Source organism: Ruminococcus sp. B05 (assembly GCF_003628495.1).
Lineage (GTDB): Bacteria > Bacillota > Clostridia > Lachnospirales > Lachnospiraceae > Schaedlerella > Schaedlerella hominis.
Window position 1 is genome coordinate 36,396 of record NZ_RBZR01000020.1, and the last position, 25,067, is coordinate 61,462.

The window sequence follows — 25,067 nt, forward strand, 5'->3', positions numbered from 1 at the left end:
CATGAAAGTTATTTTATTACAGGATGTAAAATCCCTTGGAAAAAAAGGTGAAATCGTAAATGTAAACGATGGATATGCAAGAAATTTTATTTTGCCAAAGAAACTTGGTCTTGAGGCCAATGGAAAAAATATGAATGATCTTAAGCTCCAGAAGAATAATGAAGCAAAGGTTGCAAAAGAGCATCTTGAAGCTGCAAAAGAGCTTGCAAAACAGTTGGAAGCAGGTAAAGTTGAAGTTGCAATTAAAGTTGGAGAGGGCGGAAAAGTATTCGGTTCTGTTTCAAATAAAGAGATTGCAGCAGAGGTAAAGAAGCAGTTAGGACTGGAGATCGATAAGAAGAAAGTACAGTTGAAGGATGCATTAAAAACACTTGGTACACATAAAGTGCCTGTAAAGCTTCATCCTGAGGTAACAGCTGAAGTGACAGTAGAAGTAAAAGAAGAAAAATAAAGACGTTCTTAAGGGGAATGTATGGAAGAAGCAGTAATTAAAAGAATTATGCCGCACAGTACAGAGGCAGAGCAGGCTGTCATAGGAGCCATGCTGATGAATAAAGATGCAATTATGGAGACATCTGAGATTTTGCATGGTGAGGATTTTTACCAGACTGCTTATGGAATTTTGTTTGATGCGATGGTGGAGATGTTTCATTCTGGCAAACCGGTTGATCTGATTACATTGCAGGAACATTTAAAAGAAAAAAATGCTCCACCGGAAATTGTCAGCATGGAGTATATCCGTGATTTGTTGATGAATGTTGACACTTCTGCAAATGTAAAGTATTATGCGCAGATTGTTCAGGAGAAATCGACATTAAGAAAACTGATCAAGATTAATGAAGAAATCGCCAATACCTGTTATATGGAAAATCGTCCGCTTGAGGAGATTTTGGAAACGACAGAAAAAAAGGTATTTGAGTTAGTTGAACGGGGAAATGTACAAGAATATGTTCCTATTAAGCAGGTTGTGTTAAATGCGTTGGATGTAATCGAAAAAGCATCCAAGACGAAGGGAACAGTAACCGGTATTCCAACCGGCTTTATAGACCTGGATTATAAATTATCCGGATTACAGCGTTCGGACTTGGTTTTGATCGCTGCCCGTCCTTCTATGGGAAAAACAGCGTTTGTGTTAAATATCGCACAGCATGTTGCATTCCGTGAAAATCTGGCAGTTGCAATATTCAGTCTTGAGATGTCAAAGGAACAGCTGGTTAACCGACTGTTCTCGCTGGAATCTCATGTAGATGCACAGGTGCTTCGAACCGGTAATTTGAAAGATACAGATTGGGAGAAGCTGATAGAAGGAGCAGGACGAATTGGAAAATCGAAAATGATCATCGATGATACATCCGGTATTTCAATTGCAGAGATGCGTTCGAAATGTCGTAAGTATAAGATGGAGATGGGACTGGATCTTATCATTATTGACTACTTACAGTTGATGAGTGGAAGCGGTGGAAGAAGTAATGAGAGCCGTCAGCAGGAAATTTCAGAGATTTCACGTTCGCTTAAAGGGCTGGCAAGAGAGTTAAATGTTCCGGTTATTGCACTTTCTCAGTTGAGTCGTGCAGTAGAATCCAGAACAGATAAGCGTCCTATGTTGTCTGACTTGCGTGAATCCGGAGCCATTGAGCAGGATGCCGACGTATGTATGTTTATTTATCGAGAAGATTATTATATTCCAGATACGGAAGATAAAAACATTGCTGAGATTATTATTGCAAAACAGCGTAACGGCCCGATTGGTACAGTGCGACTGGCATGGATGCCTCAGTATACAAGATTTGGAAACGAACTGCGACAGCAGGATCAATAGTTGGGAGAACCGGAGAGCCAAATGGGGACGGAGTTAGTGGCTTTTTGCGTAGCAAAAAGCCACTAACTCCGTCCCCTTGGCTCTCCCCGGTTCTCTCCTATGTAAGAATTTTTCGAAGGCGGGTGAGAGGAGTGTCTTTCACGGCCTCTTTTCGAAGTGTCTGCTGTTGGCGAATCAAGGTGTCAAGTTTACGATAGTGTTCTTCTTCCTGACGTTCGTTTGCCTGAAAAAGAAAATCTACTTCTCGCAGAACATCCTGAGTTACTTTCTTGCTAATGTTTGTTTCCAGTGTTTTGTTATTTTCAGTTACAACTTCTGTCAATACATCCCCAATGAGATTACGAACTTGTTCCAATTGAGTGATAGGAATTACATCAGCAGAATCCACTTCTTTTTTAGTAATATCAGTGGATGTTACATTTGCCGGAAGTTTAGCGGTTTCTTTTGGCTCAGTTAATTTTTCTTTTGCGATTGTTAGTTCATGAATCATAGGTTTCAAATCTTTTAGCATAACGCCTTCATCTTTTAGTCTTTGAATACATCGGAATAGTTGTATATCATCTTCAGTATAGTATCGGTGTCCCATTTCTGTACGGCCAATTTTCAAATCCAGTTCATCTTCCCAGTAACGAAGTACATGAGCTTCAACATGAACTTGTTTAGCGGCCTCAGAAATCATAAATCTGACTTCACCCATAAAATATAGATACCTCCTTAAGATATTCGGATAACAAGTCTAATAGAAATGATATAAATATGAATCATGTTCCTTAAACAAGTATAGCATAGAGTATACTTATTGCGAGGGAAAATCGTTCGTCAAATTCTGCGAAGAGAAGACAAAAAGTTACTTGGAACAGTAACGATAAAAAACGTGGTTATAAAGAAATATTGAGAAAAAAACAAGTAAAGCAATAAAAAAGAAAGCCATACGCCATCTGACATCAGATGAGTAAGGCTTTCTTTTTTGTGATCACTTTGCTTTATAATATGATTCTTAAGCTTCAGAAATAGCTCCTGTAGGACATGCAGCTTCACAAGCTCCACAATCAACACAAGCGTCTGCATCTACAACGTATTTGCCATCTCCTTCAGAAATAGCGCCTACTGGACATTCGCCTTCGCAAGTACCACAGCTTACACATTCATCACTAATTACGCGTGCCATAGTATGTACCTCCTTCGAAAAATTACAACATTTTTCTGTTGTTATCCTCTATTCTAATACAAATGTGTAGAATATACAAGTAGAAAATTATTACAGTATAAGTTGCAAAAAAGAAAGATTTAAGAAAAAATTCCTTTTATTTTCACAATAATCGTGTACAATAAGTAAGGTACAGTAAAAGCATATACAATGATTTGTTATAAAAAGGGGAGATAATGAATGAAGAAAAGATGGATGACCGTTACAGCAGTTGTAATGGCAACGACATTTATGATATGTGCGTGTGGAAAACAGCAGGAACAGACAACAACATTTACCGGAAAAGAAACGGAAAAGCCAGAATACCAGGGGAATCTTAATGCGATATCGCCTGCGGCATACAATAATGTGGAAGGCTTGAACCTTGAGCCGGGTACATATATTTCAATTATCGGAAAAGATGATTCATCATCCTATTGGACGAATGTTAAAAAAGGTGTTATGCAGGCCGCGGACGATTTAAATAAAGAGCTTGGCTATAAAGGCAGCGATAAGATTAAAGTTACATATAATGCACCGGCAAAGTCAGAGGATATCGATGAGCAGGTGAATATTCTGGATGAAGAGCTGTCGCGCTATCCGGATGCGATTGGAATAGCAAGTATTGACAGTGCTGCATGCAGCGTACAGTTTGACTTGGCAACAGCAAATGGAATTCCGGTCATTTCACTGGACTCAGGAAATGAGTATAAAGGAATCCAGTGTATCGTAAAGACTGATAATAAAGATGCAGCCCGCACAGGAGCATATAAATTGGCCAACGAAATAGGAGATGAAGGACAGGTTATCCTTGTTGTACATGATTCCAATTCCGAGACAGCAAAAGAAAGAGTAAAAAGTTTTGAAGAGGAGATAAAAAATAATTATCCGTCTGTATCAATCGTAGAAACGATATATTGTGATAAGCTGGATGATTTGAAAAAGAAGATTGCAGTAGAAAAGGATCCGAATATATCAGAAGATCTTCAAAAAGCAGCAGTAGAGAAGATGACGGACGATGAAGTAATGCAGCATTATTTGAAAAAATATCCTGATTTAAAAGGAGTATTTGGAACAAATGAATCCTCAACAATTTTTGCCTTGGAAGCATTGCAAAAAACAGAGCTTGCAGGCAAAGTGGCACTTGTAGGATTTGATATAGGAGAGGAACAAATTACTGCAATGAAGAATGGAGAGATAGCAGGGCTTGTAGTGCAGAATCCATTTGGTATGGGATATGCTTCCGTTGTTGCAGCAGCGAGAACCATATTGCAGAGTGGAAATGAAGCAGTTGTAGATACAGGATATATCTGGGTTACAAAAGATAACCTGGAAGATGAATCAATTCAGAATATGTTGTATAAATAGAGTCAAAAGAGGGAGCCAAAAGGGGACGGAGAGCCAAAAGGGGACGGAGTTTAATGGCTTTTTTGCGTAGCAAAAAGCCATTAAACTCCGTCCCCTTTTGGCTCTCCGTCCCCTTTTGGCTCCCCTGCCTTAGCTTCGAGTAAGCGAAAAAATAAATTCTGTTCCGACGCCTTCTGTACTGATGACATTAATATGTTCATCGTGAGCTTGTATAATTTCTTTTACAATAGAGAGCCCAAGGCCGGTTCCTTTTTTGTCTTTTCCGCGAGAGAGGTCTGATTTGTAAAAACGTTCCCAGATTTTTCCTTGGTCATTTTTAGGAATACCGATACCGGTATCTTTGACAGAAGTAAAAATCTTGTCGTTTTTCAGTGTGACTTCGACGGTGACAGTAGAATCATTGTCGCTGAATTTGATAGCGTTATCGATTAAGTTATATAGTACCTGCTGGATTTTTCGTCGGTCGGCATGGACCAGAACTGTTTCGTCTACCAGTACTAATTTAATTGAAACATGTTTTGGAGTGCAGACTCCTTCAAAGGATGCAGCGGTATGCTTGATCATTTCCTGCAAGTCAAAATCGGTTTTATCAAGTAAAAGTTCTTTTGTATCAAATTCATTTAAGGTGAGCAGGTCATTGGTTAAATCAGTCAAACGTTCTGTTTCAAATAAAATGATTCCGAGATACTTCTCATATAATTCCGGTGGAATTGTTCCGTCAGACATAGCCTGAACATACCCTTTCATAGAAGTAAGAGGAGAACGGAAATCATGAGAAACATTTGCAACGATTTTCTTTTGATAGTCTTCCATATCCTTTAACTGTGCAGCCATATAATTGAGAGATGCTGACAGATATCCCATCTCATCCTGTGTGTGTACAGGAGTTTCATACTCAAGATTTCCAAGCGCATATTGTTTTGCAGCATCTGTAATCTGTCGGAGAGGGAGAAGTATAAAATACTGAAAACCAATCAGAAAAATAAATGCCATAATATAAATTACGCAAATAGTGATATAGAAAGGTTTCATCAGCTGAACACAAATGTTGTCAATATAAGATACAGGGGTGTGGATTAAAAGATACCCCTTGGTATCAAATCCTTGTATAACAGGAGCGATGACTGTAATCATATCTTCTTTAAAATATCCATGATAATCACCTGTTAAATATTGATTTCCGGCGGTTTCAGCTGGATCGAAATCAGCAATAGAAGAAGGCGCACTTGTGTTATTCCAATTGCTGGCAGTAATGATTGTTCCGTCTTCTGATACAAACCAGAGAGAAGAATTCATGTAGATCTTCATTGCACTTAACTGAGTATGGACAGACCATGCGGTAGTTTCGCCGGAAAAATAAGAAGGCAGATAATTGGTTGTAAGGATATTGGCCTCTTTGTACATGTTTTGCGCGGTGTTGACTTTAAGAGTCTCAATTAAAAGCTGATTTCCAAGAGTGGCGGCAGTGAAAAAGCTCAAGAATCCAAAAATGATATATAAAATAATAAACTTTAAACTAAGTGTACTTTTCATAGATAGATAAGCCTTTCTTGTTTTTTTATCTCAGTCGAGAAGACTCCCACCTCTTTCAGGTGGTGAGTAACAGCAAATTTGTTTCAGTGGGAGTCCAATCTCCGACTGAGATAAACGCTCCGCGAGGATGCGCAGTGATTCTGAAAAGAATGTGTCAGCTTACGCTGACCAGAATCACGCGCCAAGTCTCGCGGCTGCTCGACTTGATATAATCATTGCCGTACAGCTAAAGGACCGTACGGCATAAGAACATAGTTATTTTGTCTCAAATTTATATCCGATACCCCAGACGGTGCTAAGCCCCCAGGAATCATGATTTTTGATTTTTGCACGAAGGCGTTTAATATGAACATCAACAGTGCGGGTGTCTCCGATATATTCATATCCCCAAATCTGATCTAATAATTGTTCCCTTGTAAATACCTGGTTTGGTGATGATGCAAGAAAATAAAGCAGTTCAAGTTCCTTTGGCGGCATGTCGACCTGTTGTCCGTCACAAACGACAGAGTAATTGGTCAAGTTAATAATAAGTCCGTCATATTCCACACATTTAATCTTCTCGGCAGCAGCCGGTTCCGGACGGACTGGCTGATAACGGCGGAGAACGGCGCGTACACGGGCAACCATTTCTTTAGAGTCAAACGGTTTTAAAATATAGTCATCTGCACCAAGCTCCAGCCCGAGTACTTTGTCAAAAACTTCTCCCTTGGCGGAAAGCATGATGATAGGCGTAGCAGATTTAGCACGAATTTCGCGGCACACCTGATAACCGTCAATGCCTGGAAGCATAAGATCCAGAAGCACAAGATTTGGCTGATAAGTGTCAAATGCGTTGAGTGCATCTTCTCCGTTATAGACCATTTTCGTATCGAAACATTCCTTTGTCAGATAAAGAGAAATGAGCTCGGCAATATTTTCATCATCATCTACGATTAAAATTTTCTGTTTTGTGACCATTTCAAATTCCTCCTTATTTCAATTCTACAATAGTAACACCGGCATCACCTTCGCCATATTCAGCAAGTCGATAAGACTTGACGTGTTTCTGACGGCGTAAGTATTCATGAATTCCTTTTCTCAAAGCACCGGTTCCTTTTCCATGTACGACACGGACACTGTTCAGATGAGAAAGAAGTGCATCATCCAGATATTTATCCAATTCGGAAACGGCTTCATCGACAGTTTTTCCAAGTAAATTAATCTCTGGACTTACAGAAAGTGATTTACTCATTTTAATTTTACTCTTCGAAGTTCGCTTCATTGCTTTTGGACTGTATGGATTCACATCCTCGATAATTTCCAGGTCAGAAATATTTACCTGAGAACGTAAGATACCCATCTGTACAGTTACATTTCCACGAGAATCAGGTTTAGAACTGATTGTTCCTGTCAGATTCATACTGAGAACCTTAACAGATTCACCAAGCTTAAAATCGGATGGCTTATAAGCTTTTTTTGGCTTCTGTGCTTTGATTGTAGATGCAGCAGAAGTATCTTTGATTTTTTTGCGAAGTCGTTCACGTTCCTTTTCCATATCAGCCGCAGAAATGTTTTCCTTTCCAAATTTACGGAAATTCTTAATCGTTTCGTCGGCAACATCTTTGGCATCACGCAAAATAGCGTTTGCTTTTTCATTTGCTTCTCGTAAGATACGTTCCCTTTGTTCATCCAGTTTATCTTGTTTTTGCCGAGTCTGCATCTTTAAAGCTTCAATCTCACGTTTATATGCAGCGATTTCCTCGCGTTCTTTTTCAATTGTACGTTTGCTTGTCTCAAGATCAGTCATCATGTCTTCAAAAGAGACGTCCTGTTCAGTCAGTCGTTTTTTCGCATCTTCAATAATATAATCCGGAATTCCAAGCTTGCTGGAAATTGCAAAAGCATTACTTTTACCAGGTATACCGATTAATAAACGATAGGTCGGTTTCAGACTTTCTACGTCAAATTCACAACAGGCATTTTCAACGCCCGGAGTAGATAATGCATACACTTTTAATTCACTGTAATGTGTAGTAGCCATTGCCCGGATTCCACGCTTGTGTAAATATGAGAGAATGGCAGTGGCGAGGGCAGCTCCCTCTGTCGGGTCGGTTCCGGCACCTAACTCATCGAAAAGAACAAGAGAATTCTCATCTACATCCTGCAAAAAGGAAACGATATTCGTCATATGAGAAGAAAATGTACTTAAACTTTGTTCGATACTCTGTTCATCTCCGATATCAGCATAAACCTGATGAAATACAGCCAGTTCGGAATGGTCGCCGGCTGGGATATGAAGTCCTGCCTGTCCCATCAATGTCAGTAATCCCACAGTTTTAAGAGACACTGTCTTACCGCCGGTGTTTGGTCCGGTTACAATTAATAGTGTAAAATCCTTTCCGAGAGAAATTGTAATTGGAACAACTTTACGTGCATCCAGTAGCGGATGACGTCCCTCACGGATATAAATACGTCCCTCGGTGTTAAAAAGCGGGCGGCTTCCGTTCATTTCCAGTGCAAGACGTCCTCTTGCAAAAATGAAGTCCAAGTCAGTTAAAGAGCGATAGTCTGTTCGGATCTCTTCGATATATTCTGCAGTATCCTCGCTAAGACGAGCCAGGATCACCTGGATCTCTTCCTGTTCTTTAGCATATAATTCCTTCAGATCATTATTTAATTTCACAACAGCCATAGGTTCGATAAATAAAGTAGAACCCGTAGAAGACTGATCATGGATCATACCCTGTACATTTCCACGGCACTCTGCTTTGACCGGCAGACAATAACGGTCTCCACGCATTGTGATAATCGGGTCCTGCAAATAAGTTCTAAGAGAACCATTTACAAGATTTGTTAAGGTAGCATGCACTTTGTCATTCATATTATTGATATTACGTCGGATGTGCTTCAGTGTGCTGCTGGCATCATCGCTGATTTCATCTTCGCTGATGATACAGCGCTCAATCTCATTTGCCAAAAGAGTCAGAGGCTCTAGTTGTTCAAAATAGGCATCCAGACAATCAGTAAGTTCATCTTGTGTGTCATGACGGCCATATGCTTTGACACGTCCGGCTGTTTGAAGAAGCTTGAGAATGCGGAGTAATTCGCCGCTTCCGAGAGCAGCACCAACCTCCAGACGTTTCATGGACTCTTCTACAGGAGCGGCGTCGCTGAAAGAAATGCGCCCTTTTTTAATCAGTCTGGTAAATGCAGCAGCAGTTTGTTCCTGAGATGTATTAATCTTATTCAGATTAGTCATCGGCTTCAGTTTACGACAAAGCTGCCTGCCACGAAAAGAAGATGCCTGTTCTTCCAACATGGCAATAATTTTATGATATTCTAATTTGGTTAATGTTTTCTGATTCATAATCTATCCTTTTTATAAAAATATTAATTAAAATACTATTTTACCAATCCTCATTATAGCTTATTTACAATCCATTGGAAAGGATAATATTGAACAATCCGCAGGAATACGTTATACTGATTTGGTAAAGGAGACTGCAGCGTATGTCGAAGGAACAGAAAGAAAAAAACAGTGACAATTCAAGTGCTGATGAGAAAAAAGATACAAGGAAAAGTCAAAAAGAAGCAGGAGAAAACTTTTCTTTTCTTCAAGAGACTGTAAAGACAAAAAAGAAGAGCGGGAAAAGCCGAGTTATGCAATATATACGGAATATATTGTATGGTATAATTTTCGGGGGTTTTGCCTGCTGTAGTTTTTTTGCGCTCAAACCATGGGCAGAAGAGATATTTTATCACGATGAGACCAAGGTAACAATACCTGTTGAGGATGGAGATACAGCACAAGACGATGATTCACAAGACGATGCAGATGATTCACAGCTTAGTACTGAGACTGCGGCAGAACACTATGAAGAAATGTTGGACAGCATGTATTCTATAGCAGAGAAAGCAGAAAAAAGTGTTGTAATAGTTCAAGCGACCGAAAAAGGGGACTGGACAACAGAGACTATGAATCTGAAACAATCTTCAGGAGTGATCGTAGGTGAAAATTCGAGGGAAATACTTGTTTTAACAGACGCTTTGATCTGCAAAGAAGCAACGCATTGGAAAGTGACATTTGACGGGAAGGAAAAATCTGATGCGGCATTAAAAAAACAAGACAAGAATAGAAATATTGCAGTGTTTAGCATAGATAAGAAAAATGTTTCCGATGCGACACAAAAGAGAATCGAAGTAGCCACATTTGGCAATTCAAATACTTGCAAAAGAGGACAGGTTGTTATTGCACTCGGATACATATTTGGCTATGATGATGGCTTAAGCTATGGTGTGATCAGTTCCAAATCACAGGAGGCGGTATTTGATGACAGCCAGTGTCAGGTGCTCAGTACAAATATTTCTTTAGCCGAAGGCGGTACAGGGATTCTTGTGAATCTAAAAGGAGAAGTATTAGGGCTGATCCGAAGTGATATATTGAAGGACACAGGAAGCAGGACAGCAAATGCACTTGCGATTTCAGATTTGAAGGAAGTGCTTGAGATGTTGTTAAACGGAGAAAGTATACCATATCTGGGAGCGTATGGAAGTGCTGTGACAGAAGAAATTTCAGAACAGCAGAACATACCAATCGGAGTATATATTACGAATGTACAGTCAGATTCTCCGGCGATGGATGCGGGAATCCAGCATGGAGATATTATTCAGGAAATTAAAGGAATGACCGTGACAGGAACAGCATCATATACGAAAGCGATTGAAAAGTGTACCGTGGGTGAAATAATAAAAGTCCGTGGACAACGCCGTGGAAGTAATGGATATGTAGAAGTGACATATAATGTCACGATAGGAAGCAAAGAATAGAGATAGAAAGAGGAAATAATAATGAAATATATTAAAGAGCTGCATGAGGGTGAAACGATCAGAAGTATTTATCTGTGTAAAGGAAAACGCTCAGCCGAGACAAGAAACGGAAAACCATATGATAACCTTATCTTACAGGATAAGACAGGTACGTTGGACGGAAAGATATGGGATCCGAACTCTCAGGGAATTGCAGATTACGACGAGAAGGACTTTGTTGAAGTTGTTGGAGATGTAATTACATACAACAATAATTTACAGTTAAATATCAAACAGCTTCGTATTGCAAGTGAAGATGAATACAATCCGGGAGACTACATGCCGACTTCAGAAAAAAGTGTAGATGGTATGTATGAGGAATTACTGGGGTACATTCGCAAAATTTCCAATCCACATTTACGACAGGCTGTAGAATACTATTTTGTAAAAGATGAAGCATTTATCAAATCCTTTAAAGGACATTCAGCAGCAAAGACAGTTCATCATGGATTTGCAGGAGGGCTTTTGGAGCATACTTTGAGCGTGACTAAGATGTGCGAATACTTTGTAAATGCATATGATATTTTAAATGCAGACTTATTGTATGCATCAGCAGTTTGTCATGATATTGGAAAGACGAAAGAACTGTCAAATTTCCCAGACAATGATTATACAGACATCGGACAGCTCGTTGGACATATTGTGATAGGAGTTGAGATGATAGGGGAGGCAATCCGTACAATTCCGGATTTCCCGGAAAAACTGGCAAATGAATGGAAACACTGCATCGTAGCACACCATGGAGAATTAGAATATGGTTCACCAAAGAAACCGGCACTGGCAGAAGCTGTGGCGCTGAATCTGGCAGATAATGCAGACGCAAAGATGCAGACATTGAAGGAGATTTTCAAAGATAAATCAGGAACAGACTGGTTGGGATATAATCGTCTGTTTGAATCAAATCTTAGAAAAACATCATTGAGTGAGGAAAGCAAATCATGATGCAGAAAAACGAAACTGCGATTGTAACTATTGAAGACATTGGTGTCAATGGTGAAGGAATCGGAAAAATAGATGGATATACATTATTTATTAAAGATGCTGTAATTGGCGATGTAGTAGAAGCGAAGGTTATGAAAGCTAAAAAAAATTATGGTTACGCAAGACTGATGAAGATCATCACACCATCGAAAGATCGTGTGATACCAGTCTGTACATTTGCAAGAAAATGTGGCGGATGTCAGATTCAGGAAATGTCATATGAGCAGCAGCTTCAATTTAAACATAATAAAGTACGTGGTAATCTGGAGAGAATCGGTGGATTTTCTCCAGAACTTTTAGAAAAAATCATGGAGCCGGTTGTCGGAATGGAAGAGCCGTTTCACTATCGAAATAAAGCTCAATTTCCATTCGGAACAGATAAAGAGGGGAATCCCATTACAGGATTCTATGCGGGCAGAACACATGATATTATAGCAAATACGGACTGTGCACTTGGAGTGGCAGTCAATAAAGAAATATTGGAGAAGACCCTTTCGTTTATGAAAAAATATCAGATTCCGTCATACGATGAGAATACAGGAAAAGGTCTGATTCGTCATGCTCTTATCCGGTATGGATTTACAACAAAAGAAATCATGGTTTGTTATGTAATTAATGGAAAACACATTCCACATGTCGAAGAACTTGTAGAAACATTGCGAGAACTGGAAGGAATGACAAGTATTACATTTAGTTCCAATACAAAAAGAACAAATGTAATCATGGGCGATTCTTATGAAATAATTTGGGGACAAGGATATATTACAGACTACATCGGGGATGTAAAATATCAGATTTCTCCATTGTCATTTTACCAGGTTAATCCTGTACAGACAGATAAATTGTATGGGCTTGCATTGGAATATGCGGATTTAAAAGGGAATGAGACAGTTTGGGATCTGTACTGTGGAATTGGAACGATTTCATTATTTTTAGCACAGAAAGCAAAAAAGGTTTACGGAGTTGAAATTATTCCACAGGCCATTGAAGATGCTAAGAGAAATGCAGCGATCAACGGATTTGAAAATGCAGAATTTTATGTTGGAAAAGCAGAAGAAATTTTGCCAAAATACTATGAAGAATATGCAAAAACACATGACGGAGAAAGAGCTCATGCAGATGTTATTGTGGTAGATCCGCCACGTAAAGGATGTGATGAGACATTGTTGCATACGATGACAGAGATGCAGCCGGATAAAATTGTCTATGTAAGCTGTGATTCGGCGACATTGGCAAGAGATTTGAAGATTCTTTGTGAGAGAGGATATTGCCTGGAGAGAGTCAGGGCGGTAGATCAATTTCCGATGTCGGTGCATATAGAGACGGTTGTTCTTTTGTCCCAACAAAAACCAGATGACACGATAGAGATTGACTTAGACCTGGACGAGCTGGATGCCACCAGTGCCGAGTTGAAAGCAACCTATCAGGAAATCAAAGATTATGTGCTGAAAGAATTTGGCTTGAAGGTTTCAAATTTATATATTTCTCAGGTAAAACGCAAATGTGGAATTGAAGTGGGAGAAAACTATAATCTGCCAAAGACAGAAAATCCCAAAGTGCTACAGTGTCCGAAAGAGAAAGAAGATGCTATCAAGGCTGCCCTGAAATATTTTGCGATGATTTAAGGATATCGCTGATTTCAAGGAGGAATAACACATGAAAAGCACATTTGAAAAAATGGGTGGAACCTACACACTTGGCGCAGACGGAATTTACTATCCGAATCTTGTCAGTACAGATGAAGAACCGCATTATGGGAAATATGGAATGATGCGAAAGACATATCTTAAAGAGCATCGTCCGGCAATGTATTCACTGTATATGTTGGAAGACAGACTGACAGAACATCTGAATGCTGTAGACAACGAAGCACAGGAGAGGATGGGTATTCTGGTGCGTCAGATGATGGAGAGGCAGAGCATTACGGAAGAATTGAAAGCTCGTGACCAGATGGCATGGGTCAGAGCAGTAAATGGTATTCGTAATATGGCAGAAGAGATTGTGTTAAATGAATTGATTTACAGGTAAACAAAGAGCTGAACAGGTAGGAAGAAAAATCCTATTTGTTCAGCTTTTGTGTTTATAAGAGTTCTAAGAAGAATCGAATTACAATTCCATATCAGGTGACTTTTTCTAAGTTCCGGAAGGCTGGTTTTTTCCGTCATAGTCATAAGTTGCCGATTTAATTATTCCATAGTATGCCTTAAAAAATATTCGAAGATAACTTTATAGAAATAATCATGATGGGGAGATTATTTGATGAATTTTGTGTTAATATTCTGCAATTCTACTGCTGGTCGATTGATTTATGCGTACTCCCATTATAATATGTGTGCAGGAGGTGGATGTATGTATCAAATTAGTAATGAAAAATTTGGTTTATTTGTAACCGAATTAAGAAAGGAAAAGAATTTAACTCAAAAGGATTTGGCTGAAAAATTATATGTATCAGATAAAACAGTTAGTAAATGGGAACGTGGTCTTAGTATGCCTAATGTCGTATTACTCATACCAATAGCTGATATATTAGATGTTACCGTTACAGAATTGTTACGTGGAGAAAAAATAGATACACAGAAAAATATTGATACAAAAGAAGTCGAGGAATTGGTAGTAGGCTCTCTCGATATGGCTGTTAGGAATTCTATTCATCAGCATAGAAAAAACTGGATATTAGCATATTTGCTATGTTTTTTAATATCTATTACAGAAATTATTATGTTAGTTGCATCTGGGAATTCAATAGCAGAGATGAAAGGTGATATATTGCTGGTTACAGGGTTAATGCTTTTATTTGGTGCATGGTTTTGTTTCTTTGCCAAAGACATGTTACCAACATATTATGATGCCAACAAGATAAATTATGTTTCACAAGGAATTTTTAGAATACATCTAGTGGGTTTATCCTTTAACAATGGAAATTGGATGTACATCTGTACAACTTTAAAAATTTGGACACTTGCAACGGTTGTTCTATATCCTCTTGCAGGTATTATAATAATCAATTGTCTCAATATAGCTTTATGGGATATTTTAAATAAAATTTTCTTAATTATGATATTAGGTGGTATGGTAGTTTCGATTTACATTATCGGGAAAAAATACGAATAATTAAATTACCTGCTATCGTTGTGGATATTACTAATTTACAACATTCTTCATGGGAAATAAGGAATGATGCAGAAGAGATTGTGTTAAGCGAATTAGCGTACATTTAAAACGTGGAAAGCTCCTTCGGGAGCTTTTTGCTGGTTATCAAGAAAGTATATAGAAAATGCATTAATCATATGGTATGATTTGAACAGAAGATAGAATCTTATGAAGTAAGAAGAATATTTTGGAGGAACGTAACTTAGAAGTTACAGAATTAAGTTAATCGTGCCATATGGCTTGATTATAAACGCAAAGATAAAAACGCAACGTACATCTTTGATGTGCCAGAGCCGGTAGGTAGCCCGGCCGTCCTATATAAATAGGGTAAGTAACCTGCCCCTCCGGGTTGTCCATTCTTTGTTCAATCAATTTTAGGAGGGATTCTTATGGACAAAGTAAATGGAAAGCTGACAGTATTTTTTGAAGAGCCGTTTTGGGTGGGAATCTTTGAACGCATCGAAGATGGTAAATTATCTGTGGCAAAGGTAACATTTGGTGCAGAGCCAAAAGATTATGAAGTACAGGAATATATTCAAAAGTGCTATTTCAGTTTGAAATTCAGTCCGGTTGTTGAAACTGTTGTAAAGGATATCAAAAGAAATCCGAAACGGATGCAGCGGGAAGCAAAGAAACAGATGCTGGAAATAGGCATTGGTACAAAATCGCAACAGGCGTTGAAATTACAGCAGGAACAGAACAAGCAGGAACGCAAAGAGAAAAGACGCAAGAAAAAAGAGGCAGAAGAGCAGCGAATGTTTGAACTGAAACAGCGACAGAAAAGAGAAAAGCGTAAGGGACATTAAAGTCCCTTGGGCTTTTACTCAAATCGAAAAGTGTTGAATAAAGCTTTCGGGAGGTGTTTCTATGAAGAAAAAAGTACTTGCAATTATGTTAGTTGCCATGTCAATAATGTTGATTTCGGCGTGTGGAAAAAAAGAAAATCTGTACGAAATTCCTGATCTATCGCAGTATAAGACAGATTATGTAGGAGATTCTTCGAATGTTATAAATATTGTAAGCGGTCAAGAGTATCCGGAGGGATACTCATATGATAGTATAGAGATACAGTCTGAAACAGAGCCTTATGGATTAACAGTTTTTCTAAAAGATGAGCCGTCTGCAGTCAAGCTTGAAGATGAATTGCAGGTTAATGCAGATATGACATTTGATTTGATTGGTAATTTGGGAACAATTGATTATAAAACAGCAGATAGCAAAGAAATTATTGTATCATATGAACGGTGATATATTTTTAGTCAACTTTTAGACAATTTGAAGAGCAGAATATAAAAAGGCGTATGGAAGTTTTGATTTCCATACGCCTTTTTGAAAGGAGTTTATTTTTGAACAAGAGATTTGTAAGAGTATATTATCTACTCGAAGATGATTACAATTCCATATCATAGGACTTTTTCTTAGCCCAAGCAGGCTGATTTCGCCGCATCTCCTGTTTCCTCTGACATTCAAGTTCCCAGGCACGATGGGAGAAGACATCAGGATCTTCAACATTCAGATAATCCACTTCATTGGCGGCAATATCACGGCGGTGATAGTCATAATACTTACCAAAAGTACCTTTGAGCTGCTCGATCAGCTTATCCCGGAAATCAGGACGTATCTGGATTCTGGTGTCCAGTAATTCTGTATACTGTTCAGGTTCAGGACGAAATTTTTCTTCCCGGAAAGCGGCAGCATCTTTTTCAAGCTGTTTTTTGAGCGAGATGTCCTGAGAATCCAGGATATCAAGATTGTTATTCATCTGGCCGTATTTCTTGGATAGATTCGTCATATCTTTATCGGTAGAGCATTGTGCCTGGAAGATTAGCTGCTCTTTCCTTGATTTCAGTTCTTCAATTTCTTCGGTAACAGTGGTAAGCTGCTGATTCAATTTTATATGCTGGATGGGATTCAAAATACTGGTTTTCTCTTTTTTCACATTCAGTTCTTTCCGCTCTGTAACTTTAGCTTTGAGTTTCTTTTTAACGGTGTTGTATTTATTCAGTATTGGATTAAAATGATTCATCCAGTCATGGATCACTTCTTTTTGCATCTCATTGTGGAGCAAATGATATTGTGTAAAAATCATGTGATTTCGGATTGCTTCCAAGGTTTCTGCAATTATTGGAATAGACTTTTCTACAGCTTCAGCCAGTTTTGCTAATTTTGCTTTTAATTCTCGGAGCATTTTGTTATCCGCACGAATCTGACGGTTGATTTCACAGCGGTCTGCTATCATGCCTTTCTTTTCCATATTCTGGGCAATGTAGCCTTCATGGATGGTTGGCTGTTCGGTGATTCCCTGAGCTGCAAAGCTGCGGTGATCAATGGCGGCATTTATCTGATTACGTGCAAGCATTTTATTTACGGCATCTGCCCAGTTTGCTCTCCAGATATGGAGTTGTTCATCACTGTTCCATTGTTCGGAAATAGGATTCTGTCTGCCATATCGGCTGCTCTTGGGGTGTTTATCAATCCGTTCATATCCTTTTTCCTGTGCGGCAGAGGAAGTCAGATATTCTTTCTTTTTCCCAACTTTATAGCGATATTGCTTTTCCCATCCCTGTTTCTGAGCAGTTTTAAATTCAGAAGCAGTAAATCCTTTTTCTTCTCCATCTTTGATACAGAGATATTCTTTTTCGGTTTTATACTGCCATGTTCCATTTTCATTTAGTGGTCGGACAGTAAGAAGAATGTGTGCATGGGGATTGTGACCATCTGTATCGTGAATGGCAAAATCAGCACACATTCCCATATCTACAAAATTCTTTTGAATAAAATTTTGAAGAAGAGAAATATTGCTGTCTTTATCCAACTCAACGGGGAGTGCGACAACAAATTCTCTTGCAAGTCGGCTGTCTTTGGTCTTTTCGTTTTCTTCCACAGCATTCCAGAGTTGTTCCCGGTCATTCCATTCCAATGGAGCCATTGAAGGAAGCATCACCTCCTGATAGATCAGCCCCTGCTTTCTGGTATAGTCATGCTGGATGCCGTCATAATCATTGTACATGCGGCTACAGCTCATATAAGCAGAAGCAGCAACAGCAGACCGACCGGAACCACGGCTGACGACTTTGGCTTGCATATGATAAATTGCCATATCTGGCACCTCCTTTCGATGTTGCCTGCAACAGCGGATAAAGCCCTCGGCAGAGCGCACGAGCCCCGAAGGGGATACCACTGCCTGATTTATCAGGTGGTGAGTAAGTGCGCCCTTCGGGAGTAGAACTTGTGCGTTTACATTCCCCGTAACCGGATCATCAGCTCCCGTTTTAGGGAATCTAAATCCATTTCTTTAATATGGGGAACAATACTTTCCAGAATTGCTCCTTCCTGGACTAATCGGTGTGTTCTGGCATCACGCTCTTTTTTCCGATTTCTTGCTTCAGCTTCTTCCTGACGGTGTTTTGCCTGTAAAAGTGCCTTTTCTTCTGGTGTTATTGTCCTTTTATCTGCCATATCTGGCACCTCCTTTTTATGCCCGTATCCGGGCAATTTTGGTTTCAAAATCTTCTGGTCTAGTACTATAGTTTCGGATAACTGACAGTGGCATATTTCTGGTGATGAATATGAAAAGAAAGTAGCACCACTGCCAGTGAGAAATAACTATTGAGTTATACTCCGTTGTTTCAATTCTGGTTCAAATCAGGATTGCTTAGCAGGATTTTCTTCGCCTCTTTCAAATTGGCGGAAGCGTTGTCCTGACGAATATTCCGGTTATTGATACGGACAGGAATACATCTCTCCAGAATACGGTCATAAATTCGTTTGTGTGCGATATCAGCGGCGTTATTCAGCTCTGATAAAGTGAGATTGGTCGTTATGATCAGGGGCTTTTTACTTCGGTAACGACTGTCGATCACATTGAATACCTGTTCCAGTGCAAAGTCAGAGTTCCGCTCAATTCCGAGATCATCAATAATCAGAAGACTGTAGCGGTTTAAGCTGTTGATGAACTGGTTTCTGTCTTCAAAATGCATTCCGGTAAGGGTATTTAGAATTCGGGAAAAGTTGGTCATCAGTACAGGAACGCCTTTTTCCAGAAGGGCATTGGCAATGCAGCCTGCAAAAAAAGATTTTCCAGTACCGACATCACCCCAGATGAGAAGTCCGGAAGCATTTGCTCTCATCTCTTCCCAGTTGCTTACATAATTGTGTGCCAGTTTTATTTCCGGATTGATGCCGTTATCCCTAGCAAAAGTGTAGTCATAGAGTGCTTTGTCCTGTAAGCCGCTGGTTTTAAGATGCTCTATTTCCATTTGTTTTTCATGAAGTTTTCTCTGGGCTTCTTCCTGCTCAAAGATTTCCTGCTGGCATTTACAGCAGATGGAAGGAATAAGAACCTTTCCCTGTAATTCATGCCTGCATTGCCTTGGCGTATTGCATTTGGAACAGTAGATAAGGTGGTCTGTTTCGTTAAAATATTCATCAGACTGAAGCTCTCTGTTTGGGGTTATAGCTGTTGGTTTTTCTATAAATTTTGTCATAATGTTTCGTATTCCTCACTTTCGTAATTTCGTTGTCGGGAAGCAGGATGATCCTGTCTTGCCCAACTGATGATGGTAGCTGCGTGGTTCTGATATTGCTTTCCGGTAGAAGCCATATAACCGGATAAGCGTTCAATATAATCCTTCCAGTCAGGGATTGTCTGCCGGATATCTTCAAGCTCTTTTTCTGACAGAAAAACATTTTGAAATTTTCCATAGGGTGAGAGTGGATCCTTACTCCCTCTTATTGCTAAATTGTTCTTTTTTATCTCTTTCTTATTACCAGACAGTTTTCTGTCTGTATCAGGGAAAGAATCCTGTCTGTCAATAGGACAGTTTTCTGTCTGTCTTAGGGAAAGAAATCTGTCTGTATAGTGGATGGTTTCTTTTGGGAGTTTTACATAAATCCGATTGGGCTGTCCGGGACCCTGCCGTTTTCGGAAGATAAGCTCTTGTTTTTCCAGTACTGCCAGAGCAGTTTTAACCGTCATCTGGCTTTTGTGGAGAACTTCTGCCAGTGCTTCAATCGTAAAGTAAATGAACACATGACCATCTGTATCTGACCAGCCCTCATTTTTCTGGGAAAGCCTTGCCCGGTCGAGCAGGATAATATAAAGCATTTTGGCAGTTTCGTTTATTTCCATGTCCAGAAGGAAACGGGGAAACATCATATAAGATGGCAGGTTGGTGTCTGCTGTCAGAAAGTCAGTCATGTGTTCACCTCCAATCAAAAGGGTTTATTCCCCAAGAAAATCCCAGTCTACATCACTATCTGGCTGTGAATTTTCAGGTGCTGGAAAGGATGCCCTGATTTGGGGCTCCCTTTGCGCCATGCCTGCAGTCAGTCCGGAAAGAAAAAGTGGCAATGCCTGTTTCAGACTGTTTTCCACTGCATCTACAATCTGTTTCACAAAAAGTTCTTCCCGTTCTCTTGTTTCCAGATAAGGATCAGCCTGTGTGCGGTAGTAGCGGTCAAAATAATCTACCAGTGCAAGAGAGATTACCTGACTGTAAGATTTAAAATCCTGCCTGTCCATCGTCTGTAAATATTCCCAGGCTCTCCGTTGCTGTTCTTTGTCCAGATTAAAGCGCAGGTTTGTGTTGCGGATATTGTTCTGCATGGTTTATCCCCTCCTTTTCAGGCTCATATAAGCCAGAGATTCGTAACCTTTGGCGGTGGCGCAGATGTCATCAATGATGGTGACTCGTAATTTGTCATACGTTCCGAAGTTACGGATCAGACATCCACCGCCGCCAACTACATACAGGTGCATTAGGTCAGGATTGTATTCATATTTGCGGAGTGTGGAAAAAAGTTCTGCCACATACTGTCTGGCAATAGAACTGATACAATCCATATATGGTGCTGAAATGTCAGCTGTTCCAAACCGCAGAATCTGTTCTACTGTAGATTCTTCAATCTTCACTCCAAATTTGTCCAGAACAGCGTTCTTTGCAGCAATCATGCATTGGTTTACACCAAGTTTTTCTGTCCAGCATCGGCTTTCTTGTGCTTTCTTATTGTTGATATACAGAATGTTCATGGTTCCGTTTCCGATATCTGCAAGGAGATTAGTTCCCTTGAAATTTCCAAGGTGGTTTACAATAGCCGGATATCCCTGTGGGTAAAGGCTACATCCCACAAAGCGGAGATGATATTCTTTGCCGTTGAAACGGTAATGGACTTCTGGATTCTGGAGCAGATAGGAACGAAAAGCTTCTCTTTGATTTCTGATCCATGTCAGAGGAAGTCCGGCAGCCAGATGAACATCTGCTTCACGGATGGAAAAGACATTCAGTTCCCTTGCAATAGCCATTAGCGTCAGAAGATAATATTCTTCGTCCATAGCTTTATCCGGGATAAATTCTTTGTGTCCTTCGCCGATCCGGTAGTAAATGCCGTTGTATTCCAGAATATTCCCGGTGAAGATTGGTTCAGTTTCATAGGCTTTGATGCCGGTTGGGGTGACGGTATTTGCTGTTTTCATATTGCCGTAGCCATGATCTACAGCAATGATTTTGGTGTTTCTGAGTTCTCGCATAAAAAATACCTCCGTTTTCGTATTGATTGATTCAGCAGGTCGTACCGGTGTGGTACTGCTCTGCTGTGGGATAAGCATACGAAAATCGGAGGAAAAAGGCATTGAGGGGAAATTGAGCAGGAATTGAGAAAAAAGATATATTGTGCTTACGTTCTTCATGTACTCTTGTTGTGATTTCATTGTTTTTTATCGTATAATATGGATACTGGAGGTGGTTTGGATGAAATACAAGATTTTAGTTGTCGATGATGATAAAGAATTGGTGAAAATGCTTTGTAGTTATTTTAATATGAAACAATATGAAACCATTACGGCTACAGATGGAATGGAAGCATTAAATAAAATAAAAATGAAACCGGATATTATTTTGTTGGATATCAATATGCCACGCATGGATGGGATTGAAGTATGTCGTCTGATACGCAGTAAAGTGTTATGTCCAATTTTATTTCTGACAGCAAGAGTTGACGAAGATGATAAAATTAATGGGTTGCTTTCAGGTGGGGATGATTATATTACGAAACCATTTAGTCTTCGGGAGTTGGAAGCAAGGATTGTCACAAACATAAAGAGAGAAGAAAGGCATCAACAAAAAACGGAATACCGTTTCATGGATGAAATGCTGATTGATTATTCTGAAAAAATAGTAGCTATAGCTGGACACAGGATGGAGTTCACAAAAATTGAATATCAGATTATTGAATTCTTATCCATGCATCCAGGGCAGGTGTTTGATAAAGAACATATATATGCACAAGTCTGCGGATATGATGCGGAAGGGGACAGTAGAACGATAACGGAATTAGTACGGCGTATAAGGAAAAAAATAGCGGATTATTCAGAAAAAGAATACATAGAAACTGTATGGGGGATTGGATACCGATGGAAAAAATAAGAAACTTGTCACTGAAAAAAACAATTCTGCTTTATTTTGTGATCAGCTTAACGGCAGCATTTCTGTTATCTGGATTTACAGTTCATTTTGCAGGAAATATGCAGAATAAAATATGGGAAAAATATATTGATTATGCAGATTATACGGACGTGTTTCAGCAATATGGAAAGAAATGCGAGATTGAGATATCAAGACCTAATCAATCGCAGATGAATCGTTTGGACTATCATCTTTCGGAAATGTGTGACTTTATGGAAACATATTCGGTACTGATTTTTTCGATTGTTGGGAGTGTTGTTGCGGTATTCTTTTTTTATAAAAATAAGTTAAAGACACCTCTACAGGAACTAAAAGATGCCTCACAAATGATTGCAGATAATGAACTGGATTTTCATGTGTCCTATGAAAATAAAGATGAGATGGGAACTTTGTGTAAAGAATTTGAAATGATGCGAAGTGATTTAGCAGATAACAACAGAAAGATGTGGCGAATGATTGATGACGAGAAGGCTTTGCGGAATGCAATTGCACATGATATACGTTCTCCACTTTCCATATTGCGTGGGTATCAGGAAATGCTCTTAGAGTTTGTTTCTGCCGAGAGTATAAAAACAGAGGATGTTATTGATATCTTACAAACAGGCATGTATCAGATTGACCGTATAGAGCATTTCACGGAAAACATGAGAAAAATGTCCCATTTAGAACAGAGGGAACTGCAATGCTCAGAGATAGAGTTATCGGAACTGGCAAAAAAGATTGAGGCAGAAGCTGCCATGCTGTCCAAGAAGGAAAGTAAATTATGTAAGGTAGAAAGAGTGCAGGAACAAAACATTGTGAAAGTGGATGAGGAACTTGTCATGGAAGTGACAGACAACTTACTGGAAAATGCGGTTCGATATGCACAAAAAAGTATTGCTTTGCAGATAAAGAAAAAGGATGGTTTTCTTATAATTTCTGTTGAAGATGATGGAATAGGATTTGTGGATACTGAGGAAAAAGTAACAGAGCCATTTTATCATAAGAATCCACAAGATGATTTAAAGCATTTTGGCCTTGGTATGTATATTTCTCGTATTTTCTGTGAAAAGCATGGAGGAAATTTGAAAATATATAATGCCAGACAAGGCGGTGCTCATGTAGAAGCTCTTTTCAAAGCTGAATAAAAATACTTTATAAGGCTGAAATCGCAAATAAAGTGGTTTTAGTCTTTTTTGTTGTGAATTTATTGAGAATTGATTTGTATGATGTTGTTAAAGAAATAAAGAAAGGAAGAGATACAATGAAAACAATCATAAAAAGAAGTATACTTGATTATTTAAAGAACCCTGTTTTGTGGATTGGCTTGATTATTATAGTTGCCAGTATGTATCAATGTCTGTCATCGTATTTGCAAATTCATTATATCAAACAGAATGAACAGATCACACAAAATGACGTAGCATTGGAAGATGCTGATGTCATGGATGGGTACATTCCCACATCTGATGATAAAGAAAGAAGAAGGGAGTGGGAAGATACGATCAAAGAGACGTTAATGGACACCTCCAAAAATGGTTTTGGATTTAGCAGGCAGGAAGCAGATCATGTAATGAAAGAAATTCAGAATATGGATGTAAAGACTGCTTCTGAGTTTTTGGAATCCCAATATGGCTATTATAATGCAATATATGCTTATGAGGACCTTGAAATTCATAAGGGGACAGCAGAAGAAATCAATCATTATATCGAGCGGAAATTATCCGAACATTCTTTTTCCTGGTACTTTGCCAAAAAATTTACGGATTTTGCAGGATTGCATATGGCCTTTTTTGCAACAGTCTTGCTATCATTTTTATTTATTCAGGATACACGAAAAAGTACCTATGAATTATTACATACAAAGCCTGTTACGGCAGTCCAATATATATGTGGGAAAGTAATAAGCGGATTCATTAGTATGCTGGGAGTATTAGTGATTTTGAATGTTATATTCTTTATGCTGTGTTTGAAAACGTCTTTAGAATCGGGCTTTCCAGTAACACCAATTGATTTTTGCGTGAATTCTCTGATCTATATTATTCCGAATCTTTTGATGATATGTTGTGTCTATACAATTACAGCAGTAATATTTAAAAATCCGCTTCCGGCAGCACCAATCTTGTTTTTACACATTATATATTCAAATATGCTGACCATGAAGAATGATATTTATTATATGAGACCGTTCTCTATTATGGTGCGATTCCCTGGCAGATTTTTTGAAACACATGTAGCTAAAATGTCAAACATAAATCAGATTATTCTTGTAATTTCATCAGTTATATTAGTATGTATTTCTGTTACAATCTGGAAAAGGAGGAGGGTTCATTGAAAACGGAACTAAAAAACTGCCTGTCGTTATATAAGATTTTTTATTCATGTGCATTTATACTGATATTGTGTGCTATTCATCCGATTATATACTATGAAGAAATCGGTTCAGCGATTCAGTCGCCAATAGCATTTTTAACAATTATTTTTTGTAGTGACACATATTTGATGGAAGTAAAAAGTAAGCGTGCCGATGTATTTCATTTGTATGATCAAAAAAAGCAGTTAAAAGTAATATCGCAGAGAGTGGGCGTTCAAATATTATATTTATTAATACTTTCCTGTGTTGGATATGTTTTGTTTTTCTGGCAAAAACCGGGCAGTGTAAACGAAGGCATTTCGGGTATTCAGATATTTCTTTTATATTTCATTGCAATGTTTGGAACTATCTGGCTTTGGAGTATATGCT

General features: G+C 38.9%; 24 protein-coding genes and 1 pseudogene. 14 read left to right on the forward strand and 11 right to left on the reverse strand.

Features of this window, described 5'->3' with window-relative positions; translation table 11 throughout:
• The first annotated feature begins 1 nt into the window (after window position 1).
• Both rplI and dnaB read left to right on the forward strand, forming a co-directional pair.
• Entirely contained in the window at window positions 2-451 is a 450-nt protein-coding gene (rplI, locus tag D8Q48_RS13145; protein WP_022074685.1) for a 50S ribosomal protein L9, read from the forward strand.
• A 21-nt stretch (window positions 452-472) separates the two neighbouring features.
• A complete protein-coding gene (gene dnaB, locus D8Q48_RS13150) occupies window positions 473-1,819 on the forward strand; it encodes a replicative DNA helicase (protein ID WP_121056756.1) in 1,347 nt (448 codons plus the stop codon).
• Window positions 1,820-1,916: 97 nt separating this feature from the next.
• Here the strand turns inward: dnaB and D8Q48_RS13155 are convergent, their stop codons facing one another.
• Together D8Q48_RS13155 and D8Q48_RS13160 are read right to left on the reverse strand one after the other, a co-directional pair.
• Window positions 1,917-2,516 carry a helix-turn-helix domain-containing protein gene (locus tag D8Q48_RS13155; RefSeq protein ID WP_121056758.1) on the reverse strand — a complete coding sequence of 200 codons (600 nt, stop codon included), beginning with the start codon at window positions 2,514-2,516 and terminating at the stop codon, window positions 1,917-1,919.
• 300 nt (window positions 2,517-2,816) lie between these two features.
• Window positions 2,817-2,987 (reverse strand): 4Fe-4S binding protein, encoded by a 171-nt coding sequence (locus D8Q48_RS13160; RefSeq protein WP_022074555.1) that lies wholly within the window; start codon window positions 2,985-2,987, stop codon window positions 2,817-2,819.
• Window positions 2,988-3,206: 219 nt separating this feature from the next.
• Here D8Q48_RS13160 and D8Q48_RS13165 point away from each other — a divergent pair, with 219 nt between their 5' ends.
• Window positions 3,207-4,373 (forward strand): ABC transporter substrate-binding protein, encoded by a 1,167-nt coding sequence (locus tag D8Q48_RS13165; protein ID WP_118737955.1) that lies wholly within the window; start codon window positions 3,207-3,209, stop codon window positions 4,371-4,373.
• A gap of 129 nt (window positions 4,374-4,502) precedes the next feature.
• On the opposite strand, the gene D8Q48_RS13170 is transcribed toward D8Q48_RS13165, so the two are convergent.
• The 3 genes from D8Q48_RS13170 to D8Q48_RS13180 all read right to left on the reverse strand — a co-directional run bounded on the left by D8Q48_RS13170 (window position 4,503) and on the right by D8Q48_RS13180 (window position 9,252).
• Entirely contained in the window at window positions 4,503-5,906 is a 1,404-nt protein-coding gene (locus tag D8Q48_RS13170) for a HAMP domain-containing sensor histidine kinase (protein ID WP_118689126.1), read from the reverse strand.
• 255 nt (window positions 5,907-6,161) lie between these two features.
• On the reverse strand, window positions 6,162-6,863 hold the full coding sequence (locus D8Q48_RS13175; RefSeq protein ID WP_022074935.1) for a response regulator transcription factor: 702 nt from the start codon (window positions 6,861-6,863) through the stop codon (window positions 6,162-6,164).
• 13 nt (window positions 6,864-6,876) lie between these two features.
• Window positions 6,877-9,252: an endonuclease MutS2 gene (locus D8Q48_RS13180; protein WP_117990733.1), complete on the reverse strand. Its 2,376-nt coding sequence runs from the start codon at window positions 9,250-9,252 to the stop codon at window positions 6,877-6,879.
• A 143-nt stretch (window positions 9,253-9,395) separates the two neighbouring features.
• Here D8Q48_RS13180 and D8Q48_RS13185 point away from each other — a divergent pair, with 143 nt between their 5' ends.
• The 7 genes from D8Q48_RS13185 (at window position 9,396) to D8Q48_RS13215 (ending at window position 16,130) form a co-directional block, all read left to right on the forward strand.
• On the forward strand, window positions 9,396-10,712 hold the full coding sequence (locus tag D8Q48_RS13185; RefSeq protein ID WP_117990729.1) for a S1C family serine protease: 1,317 nt from the start codon (window positions 9,396-9,398) through the stop codon (window positions 10,710-10,712).
• A gap of 21 nt (window positions 10,713-10,733) precedes the next feature.
• Window positions 10,734-11,693, forward strand: coding sequence for an HD domain-containing protein (locus D8Q48_RS13190; RefSeq protein WP_117990725.1), 960 nt, complete (start codon window positions 10,734-10,736; stop codon window positions 11,691-11,693).
• Window positions 11,690-13,357 (forward strand): 23S rRNA (uracil(1939)-C(5))-methyltransferase RlmD, encoded by a 1,668-nt coding sequence (gene rlmD, locus D8Q48_RS13195; RefSeq protein ID WP_330514708.1) that lies wholly within the window; start codon window positions 11,690-11,692, stop codon window positions 13,355-13,357. The genes D8Q48_RS13190 and rlmD overlap by 4 nt, the downstream gene beginning before the upstream one ends.
• A gap of 31 nt (window positions 13,358-13,388) precedes the next feature.
• Window positions 13,389-13,760 carry a TnpV protein gene (locus D8Q48_RS13200; RefSeq protein WP_008392695.1) on the forward strand — a complete coding sequence of 124 codons (372 nt, stop codon included), beginning with the start codon at window positions 13,389-13,391 and terminating at the stop codon, window positions 13,758-13,760.
• A gap of 321 nt (window positions 13,761-14,081) precedes the next feature.
• Complete coding sequence (locus D8Q48_RS13205; protein WP_015530848.1) at window positions 14,082-14,843, forward strand: helix-turn-helix transcriptional regulator; 762 nt, start codon at window positions 14,082-14,084, stop codon at window positions 14,841-14,843.
• A gap of 428 nt (window positions 14,844-15,271) precedes the next feature.
• Window positions 15,272-15,688 carry a YjdF family protein gene (locus tag D8Q48_RS13210; RefSeq protein ID WP_008392697.1) on the forward strand — a complete coding sequence of 139 codons (417 nt, stop codon included), beginning with the start codon at window positions 15,272-15,274 and terminating at the stop codon, window positions 15,686-15,688.
• Window positions 15,689-15,749: 61 nt separating this feature from the next.
• A complete protein-coding gene (locus tag D8Q48_RS13215) occupies window positions 15,750-16,130 on the forward strand; it encodes a DUF4825 domain-containing protein (protein WP_008392698.1) in 381 nt (126 codons plus the stop codon).
• 142 nt (window positions 16,131-16,272) lie between these two features.
• On the opposite strand, the gene mobQ is transcribed toward D8Q48_RS13215, so the two are convergent.
• The 6 genes from mobQ to D8Q48_RS13245 all read right to left on the reverse strand — a co-directional run bounded on the left by mobQ (window position 16,273) and on the right by D8Q48_RS13245 (window position 21,411).
• Window positions 16,273-17,982: a MobQ family relaxase gene (mobQ, locus tag D8Q48_RS13220; protein ID WP_121056760.1), complete on the reverse strand. Its 1,710-nt coding sequence runs from the start codon at window positions 17,980-17,982 to the stop codon at window positions 16,273-16,275.
• Between the two features lie 137 nt (window positions 17,983-18,119).
• Window positions 18,120-18,341 (reverse strand): DUF3847 domain-containing protein, encoded by a 222-nt coding sequence (locus tag D8Q48_RS13225; protein WP_009265797.1) that lies wholly within the window; start codon window positions 18,339-18,341, stop codon window positions 18,120-18,122.
• Window positions 18,342-18,511: 170 nt separating this feature from the next.
• Complete coding sequence (locus D8Q48_RS13230) at window positions 18,512-19,369, reverse strand: ATP-binding protein (RefSeq protein WP_121056762.1); 858 nt, start codon at window positions 19,367-19,369, stop codon at window positions 18,512-18,514.
• On the reverse strand, window positions 19,366-20,082 hold the full coding sequence (locus D8Q48_RS13235; protein ID WP_008392702.1) for a replication initiator protein A: 717 nt from the start codon (window positions 20,080-20,082) through the stop codon (window positions 19,366-19,368). Before D8Q48_RS13235 ends, D8Q48_RS13230 begins: the two co-directional genes overlap by 4 nt.
• A 24-nt stretch (window positions 20,083-20,106) precedes the next feature.
• Window positions 20,107-20,490, reverse strand: coding sequence for a hypothetical protein (locus tag D8Q48_RS13240; RefSeq protein ID WP_005348488.1), 384 nt, complete (start codon window positions 20,488-20,490; stop codon window positions 20,107-20,109).
• A 3-nt stretch (window positions 20,491-20,493) separates the two neighbouring features.
• The gene (locus D8Q48_RS13245; protein ID WP_015530849.1) at window positions 20,494-21,411 is read right to left on the reverse strand and encodes a ParM/StbA family protein; all 918 of its coding nucleotides are present in this window, start codon (window positions 21,409-21,411) and stop codon (window positions 20,494-20,496) included.
• Between the two features lie 220 nt (window positions 21,412-21,631).
• Here D8Q48_RS13245 and D8Q48_RS13250 point away from each other — a divergent pair, with 220 nt between their 5' ends.
• The 4 genes and pseudogenes from D8Q48_RS13250 to D8Q48_RS17605 form a co-directional block, all read left to right on the forward strand.
• Complete coding sequence (locus D8Q48_RS13250; RefSeq protein ID WP_121056764.1) at window positions 21,632-22,306, forward strand: response regulator transcription factor; 675 nt, start codon at window positions 21,632-21,634, stop codon at window positions 22,304-22,306.
• Window positions 22,294-23,472, forward strand: coding sequence for a HAMP domain-containing sensor histidine kinase (locus D8Q48_RS13255; protein WP_121056766.1), 1,179 nt, complete (start codon window positions 22,294-22,296; stop codon window positions 23,470-23,472). The genes D8Q48_RS13250 and D8Q48_RS13255 overlap by 13 nt, the downstream gene beginning before the upstream one ends.
• Before the next feature lie 116 nt (window positions 23,473-23,588).
• Window positions 23,589-24,659 carry an ABC transporter permease subunit gene (locus D8Q48_RS13260; protein ID WP_006857839.1) on the forward strand — a complete coding sequence of 357 codons (1,071 nt, stop codon included), beginning with the start codon at window positions 23,589-23,591 and terminating at the stop codon, window positions 24,657-24,659.
• Window positions 24,656-25,067 (forward strand): annotated as a pseudogene (locus D8Q48_RS17605) (transporter); the annotation flags it as partial. The gene D8Q48_RS13260 and the pseudogene D8Q48_RS17605, both read left to right, overlap by 4 nt.

What these genes read in the sequence shown, in the direction of transcription:
- rplI (WP_022074685.1), top strand. Translation starts at nt 2, where the DNA reads ATGAAAGTTATTTTATTACAGGATGTAAAATCCCTTGGAAAAAAAGGT.
- dnaB (WP_121056756.1), top strand. Translation starts at nt 473, where the DNA reads ATGGAAGAAGCAGTAATTAAAAGAATTATGCCGCACAGTACAGAGGCA.
- D8Q48_RS13155 (WP_121056758.1), bottom strand. Translation starts at nt 2,516, where the DNA reads ATGGGTGAAGTCAGATTTATGATTTCTGAGGCCGCTAAACAAGTTCAT.
- D8Q48_RS13160 (WP_022074555.1), bottom strand. Translation starts at nt 2,987, where the DNA reads ATGGCACGCGTAATTAGTGATGAATGTGTAAGCTGTGGTACTTGCGAA.
- D8Q48_RS13165 (WP_118737955.1), top strand. Translation starts at nt 3,207, where the DNA reads ATGAAGAAAAGATGGATGACCGTTACAGCAGTTGTAATGGCAACGACA.
- D8Q48_RS13170 (WP_118689126.1), bottom strand. Translation starts at nt 5,906, where the DNA reads ATGAAAAGTACACTTAGTTTAAAGTTTATTATTTTATATATCATTTTT.
- D8Q48_RS13175 (WP_022074935.1), bottom strand. Translation starts at nt 6,863, where the DNA reads ATGGTCACAAAACAGAAAATTTTAATCGTAGATGATGATGAAAATATT.
- D8Q48_RS13180 (WP_117990733.1), bottom strand. Translation starts at nt 9,252, where the DNA reads ATGAATCAGAAAACATTAACCAAATTAGAATATCATAAAATTATTGCC.
- D8Q48_RS13185 (WP_117990729.1), top strand. Translation starts at nt 9,396, where the DNA reads ATGTCGAAGGAACAGAAAGAAAAAAACAGTGACAATTCAAGTGCTGAT.
- D8Q48_RS13190 (WP_117990725.1), top strand. Translation starts at nt 10,734, where the DNA reads ATGAAATATATTAAAGAGCTGCATGAGGGTGAAACGATCAGAAGTATT.
- rlmD (WP_330514708.1), top strand. Translation starts at nt 11,690, where the DNA reads ATGATGCAGAAAAACGAAACTGCGATTGTAACTATTGAAGACATTGGT.
- D8Q48_RS13200 (WP_008392695.1), top strand. Translation starts at nt 13,389, where the DNA reads ATGAAAAGCACATTTGAAAAAATGGGTGGAACCTACACACTTGGCGCA.
- D8Q48_RS13205 (WP_015530848.1), top strand. Translation starts at nt 14,082, where the DNA reads ATGTATCAAATTAGTAATGAAAAATTTGGTTTATTTGTAACCGAATTA.
- D8Q48_RS13210 (WP_008392697.1), top strand. Translation starts at nt 15,272, where the DNA reads ATGGACAAAGTAAATGGAAAGCTGACAGTATTTTTTGAAGAGCCGTTT.
- D8Q48_RS13215 (WP_008392698.1), top strand. Translation starts at nt 15,750, where the DNA reads ATGAAGAAAAAAGTACTTGCAATTATGTTAGTTGCCATGTCAATAATG.
- mobQ (WP_121056760.1), bottom strand. Translation starts at nt 17,982, where the DNA reads ATGGCAATTTATCATATGCAAGCCAAAGTCGTCAGCCGTGGTTCCGGT.
- D8Q48_RS13225 (WP_009265797.1), bottom strand. Translation starts at nt 18,341, where the DNA reads ATGGCAGATAAAAGGACAATAACACCAGAAGAAAAGGCACTTTTACAG.
- D8Q48_RS13230 (WP_121056762.1), bottom strand. Translation starts at nt 19,369, where the DNA reads ATGACAAAATTTATAGAAAAACCAACAGCTATAACCCCAAACAGAGAG.
- D8Q48_RS13235 (WP_008392702.1), bottom strand. Translation starts at nt 20,082, where the DNA reads ATGACTGACTTTCTGACAGCAGACACCAACCTGCCATCTTATATGATG.
- D8Q48_RS13240 (WP_005348488.1), bottom strand. Translation starts at nt 20,490, where the DNA reads ATGCAGAACAATATCCGCAACACAAACCTGCGCTTTAATCTGGACAAA.
- D8Q48_RS13245 (WP_015530849.1), bottom strand. Translation starts at nt 21,411, where the DNA reads ATGCGAGAACTCAGAAACACCAAAATCATTGCTGTAGATCATGGCTAC.
- D8Q48_RS13250 (WP_121056764.1), top strand. Translation starts at nt 21,632, where the DNA reads ATGAAATACAAGATTTTAGTTGTCGATGATGATAAAGAATTGGTGAAA.
- D8Q48_RS13255 (WP_121056766.1), top strand. Translation starts at nt 22,294, where the DNA reads ATGGAAAAAATAAGAAACTTGTCACTGAAAAAAACAATTCTGCTTTAT.
- D8Q48_RS13260 (WP_006857839.1), top strand. Translation starts at nt 23,589, where the DNA reads ATGAAAACAATCATAAAAAGAAGTATACTTGATTATTTAAAGAACCCT.